Below are 3367 nucleotides of genomic sequence, written 5' to 3'. Positions count from 1 at the left end.
CCTTCTGGACGATGACCTGCTTGGCCGACTGGGCGGCGATGCGGCCGAAATCCATGGGCGGCAGCTGTTCGGCAATGAAGTCGCCGAGCTGGGCGTCGGGATTGCGCTCGCGAGCCGAGGAAATGGCGATCTGCGTGGCGTAGTCATCGACCTTCTCGACCACTTCCATCAGCCGCTGCAGCTTCATCTCACCGGTGTTCGGGTTGATGTCGGCGCGGATGTTGGTCTCCTGACCGTAACGCGAGCGCGCCGCCTTCTGGATCGCATCGGCCATGGCGGCGATGACGATCGACTTGTCGATCGACTTTTCACGCGCGACCGCGTCGGCGATCTGCAGCAATTCAAGTCTGTTGGCGCTTACAACCATCGTTTTTCTCCCGAGCTTGTTTGCCGGACCTTTGCGCCCGGCAGCTCAATCATAGTTCCTGTTCGTGTTCTTCCGTGGCGTCCGCTTCCGCACCCGACTCGTCGTCGTCCGGTTCGCCACGGCGCTTCTTGGCTTCCTTGCGCGCCCTGTTGTCCTTCGACAGGGCATCGCGGATGAGATCGTCGGTCAGGATCAGGCGCACATCGGCAATCGCGTCATAGGGGACGCGCACCGTCGGCTCCTCGCCATAGGCTGCCTTGTCGCGCTCGATCAGCACATCGTCTTCGCCGGCTTCGGCGATCTTGCCCTTGAAGCGCTTGCGGTCGGCGACGACGATCGATGTTTCCATTTTCACCAGATGACCCGTCCAGGTCGTGAAATCCGATTTGCGGACCAGCGGCCGGTCGATGCCGGGCGACGAGACTTCAAGATGGTAGGCCTTTTCGATCGGATCATCGACATCGAGCGCCGGCGACACCGCGCGGCTGACCTCTTCGCAATCCTCGACGGTCATGGTGCCGTCCTCGCGTTCGGCCATGATCTGCAGCGTCAGCCCGTTCTGGCCCGACAGATGCACCCGCACGAGGCGGAAGCCGATGCCGCGCAGAACCGGCTGGACGATCAGCGCGATGCGCGCATCGATGCCGCTTTCGCGGATGATGCGATCGTCGCCCTCGCTTGCCGTTGCAGTCATTGAAGCCCTGTCGTTCTCTACCAAGTTATCGGCAGGTAATAAAAAAGAGCGGGACCGGGTGGACCCACTCTTCGTCATACCGACCAAGAATTTGAGGCTGATATAGACGATCGCGGCCTGTGTTTCAAGCCCGCTATGCTGGTCGGGCAACGCTGCCATCGAGGTGGCCCCCGCCAGCGTTGCATGGAGCGCATGGCGCCCATGCGGCGGCCCCAATGGGATTGGCGCTGAAACGCACCTACTTACGCTGCGCTGCACAAAGGTGGCCGTGCGTCACACGTGCGCGAAAGGACATGATCATGAGCAATCGCAAGATATTTTCTGCAATAGGCGACTTCTTCACCGTATTCGGCAGCGCCGTGGCCGCTTCACGGGCCGTAGAAGCCGGTCGCAGGCCGCGCGCCGACGACCTGCGCAACCTCGGCGTCGAGCCTGCCGCCTTCGATCGCATCGGCCGCCGATTCTAGCTTTGACGCAATTCCGGACGGAAAACCGTTTCACACTTTTCCTGGAATTGCTCTAAGACCGCGAGCCTATTTCCGAATGAAGGTAAGATAGGCCGGCCGCCGGCCCTCACGAATGGCCTTGGCCTCGTAACGGGTGCCCGGCCAACCATCATAGGGCCGGTGCCAGTCCGCCGCCTCGCAAGCCTGCCATGCGAACGCGCCATGCGCGCGGCAATGCAGCAAGGTCCAGTTGACATAAGTGTCGATGTCGGAGGCGAAGCGGAATTTTGAACCAGGCTTCAGCACGCGCGCGAACCGCTCGAGATTGACCGGGCTTACGAAACGTCGCTTCCAGTGTTTCTTCTTCGGCCAGGGGTCGGGATAGAGCAGATCGAGGCCGCCGAGCGAGGCCTGCGGCAGCCAGTCGAGCAGCCTTGTGGCGTCGTCGTCATAAACCCGCAGATTGGCGAGCGGTTTCTCGCGCACCGCCATCATCATCTTGGCCATGCCGTTGACGAAGGGCTCGACGCCGATAAAGCCGATCGAAGGCGCCTCGGTCGCGCGGTGCAGGAGATGTTCGCCACCGCCGAAGCCAATCTCGAGGCGAACCGCGCTGACATCGGTCTGAAACAGAGTTTGCAGATCGGCCGGCGGCTCGGCCGCCAGATCGAGCCGATATACACCGAAGCCGCTTTCCAGCGCGGCCGCCTGTTGCGGACGCATGGTCTTGCCGCGCCGGCGACCGAAAAAGGCTTCGGTCGCGCGGCTTGGTCTGTCCTTCGGATCCATGGCGGGACTTCGCGGCGCCGCTGTCAGGCGGCGACCGCGTCCTTGAGCGCCTTGGCGAGATCGGTCTTTTCCCAGGAGAAAGACCCATCACGGCCGGCCTTGCGGCCGAAATGGCCGTAGGACGACGTCTTGGCGTAGATCGGTTTGTTGAGATCGAGGTGACGGCGGATGCCCGACGGCGACAGATCCATCACCGTGCGCAGCGCGTCCTCGAGCTTTGCCTCGTCGACCTTGCCGGTACCATGCAAGTCGACATAGACCGACAGCGGCTGGGCGACGCCGATGGCGTAGGAAAGCTGGATGGTGCAGCGGTCGGCGAGTTTCGCCGCCACCACGTTCTTGGCCAGGTAGCGCGCCGCATAGGCTGCCGAACGATCCACCTTGGTGGTGTCCTTGCCGGAGAAAGCGCCGCCGCCATGGGGTGCGGCACCACCGTAGGTGTCGACGATGATCTTGCGGCCGGTCAGGCCGGCGTCGCCGTCCGGCCCGCCGATGACGAACTTGCCGGTCGGATTGATGTACCACATGCAATCGTCGGCGATCTTGAGGTCGCCCAGCGCCTCGCGGATATAGGGTTCGACGACCTTGCGGACCTTCTTTGAATCCCAGCTCGCATCGAGATGCTGCGTGGACAGCACGATCTGCGTCGCCTCGGCGGCCTTGCCATCGACATAGCGAACGGTGACCTGGCTCTTGGCATCCGGCCCGAGCCTGCCGGCTTCACCGCTGCCTTCGTGACGGGCAGCAGCCAGCAGTTCGAGGATCTTGTGGCTGTAGTAGATCGGCGCCGGCATCAAATCCGGCGTCTCGCGGCAGGCATAACCGAACATGATGCCCTGGTCGCCGGCACCCTCTTCGCCCTGACGGTCGGCAGCGTTGTCGACGCCCTGGCCGATGTCAGGCGACTGGCCGTGCAGCAGAACCTCGATCTTCGCCGTTTTCCAGTGGAAGCCGGCCTGCTCGTAGCCGATTTCGCGGATCGCCTTGCGGGCGACCGATTTGAACTTGGCCGGATTGACGACCGGATGGCCGGCGGCATCCTTGAGGATGTTGCCTGCCTTGTCCTTCTTC

At 62.9% G+C, this 3367-nt stretch carries 5 protein-coding genes; 1 reads left to right on the top strand and 4 read right to left on the bottom strand.

The annotated features are described in order from the left end of the window. Positions 1 to 367 (bottom strand): NusA N-terminal domain-containing protein (locus EOA22_RS28420; RefSeq protein ID WP_281040792.1); only part of this gene is annotated, 367 nt, incomplete at its 3' end. A 49-nt stretch (positions 368 to 416) separates the two neighbouring features. Further along, complete coding sequence (gene rimP, locus EOA22_RS28415; RefSeq protein ID WP_013527897.1) at positions 417 to 1061, bottom strand: ribosome maturation factor RimP; 645 nt, start codon at positions 1059 to 1061, stop codon at positions 417 to 419. Between the two features lie 299 nt (positions 1062 to 1360). Here rimP and EOA22_RS28410 point away from each other — a divergent pair, with 299 nt between their 5' ends. Beyond that, complete coding sequence (locus tag EOA22_RS28410) at positions 1361 to 1528, top strand: hypothetical protein (RefSeq protein ID WP_013527898.1); 168 nt, start codon at positions 1361 to 1363, stop codon at positions 1526 to 1528. Between the two features lie 66 nt (positions 1529 to 1594). Here the strand turns inward: EOA22_RS28410 and EOA22_RS28405 are convergent, their stop codons facing one another. Both EOA22_RS28405 and metK read right to left on the bottom strand, forming a co-directional pair. Beyond that, positions 1595 to 2296, bottom strand: coding sequence for a tRNA (guanosine(46)-N(7))-methyltransferase TrmB (locus EOA22_RS28405; RefSeq protein ID WP_024503462.1), 702 nt, complete (start codon positions 2294 to 2296; stop codon positions 1595 to 1597). Positions 2297 to 2319: 23 nt separating this feature from the next. Continuing rightward, positions 2320 to 3367 (bottom strand): methionine adenosyltransferase (gene metK, locus EOA22_RS28400; protein ID WP_127390390.1); only part of this gene is annotated, 1048 nt, incomplete at its 5' end.

It is taken from the genome of Mesorhizobium sp. M7A.F.Ca.US.014.04.1.1 (assembly GCF_003998745.1).
GTDB classification, from domain to species: Bacteria; Pseudomonadota; Alphaproteobacteria; order Rhizobiales; family Rhizobiaceae; genus Mesorhizobium; species Mesorhizobium ciceri.
The sequence above is the reverse complement of the archived record's forward strand: the minus strand, read 5'-3'. Positions and strand labels throughout refer to the sequence as shown.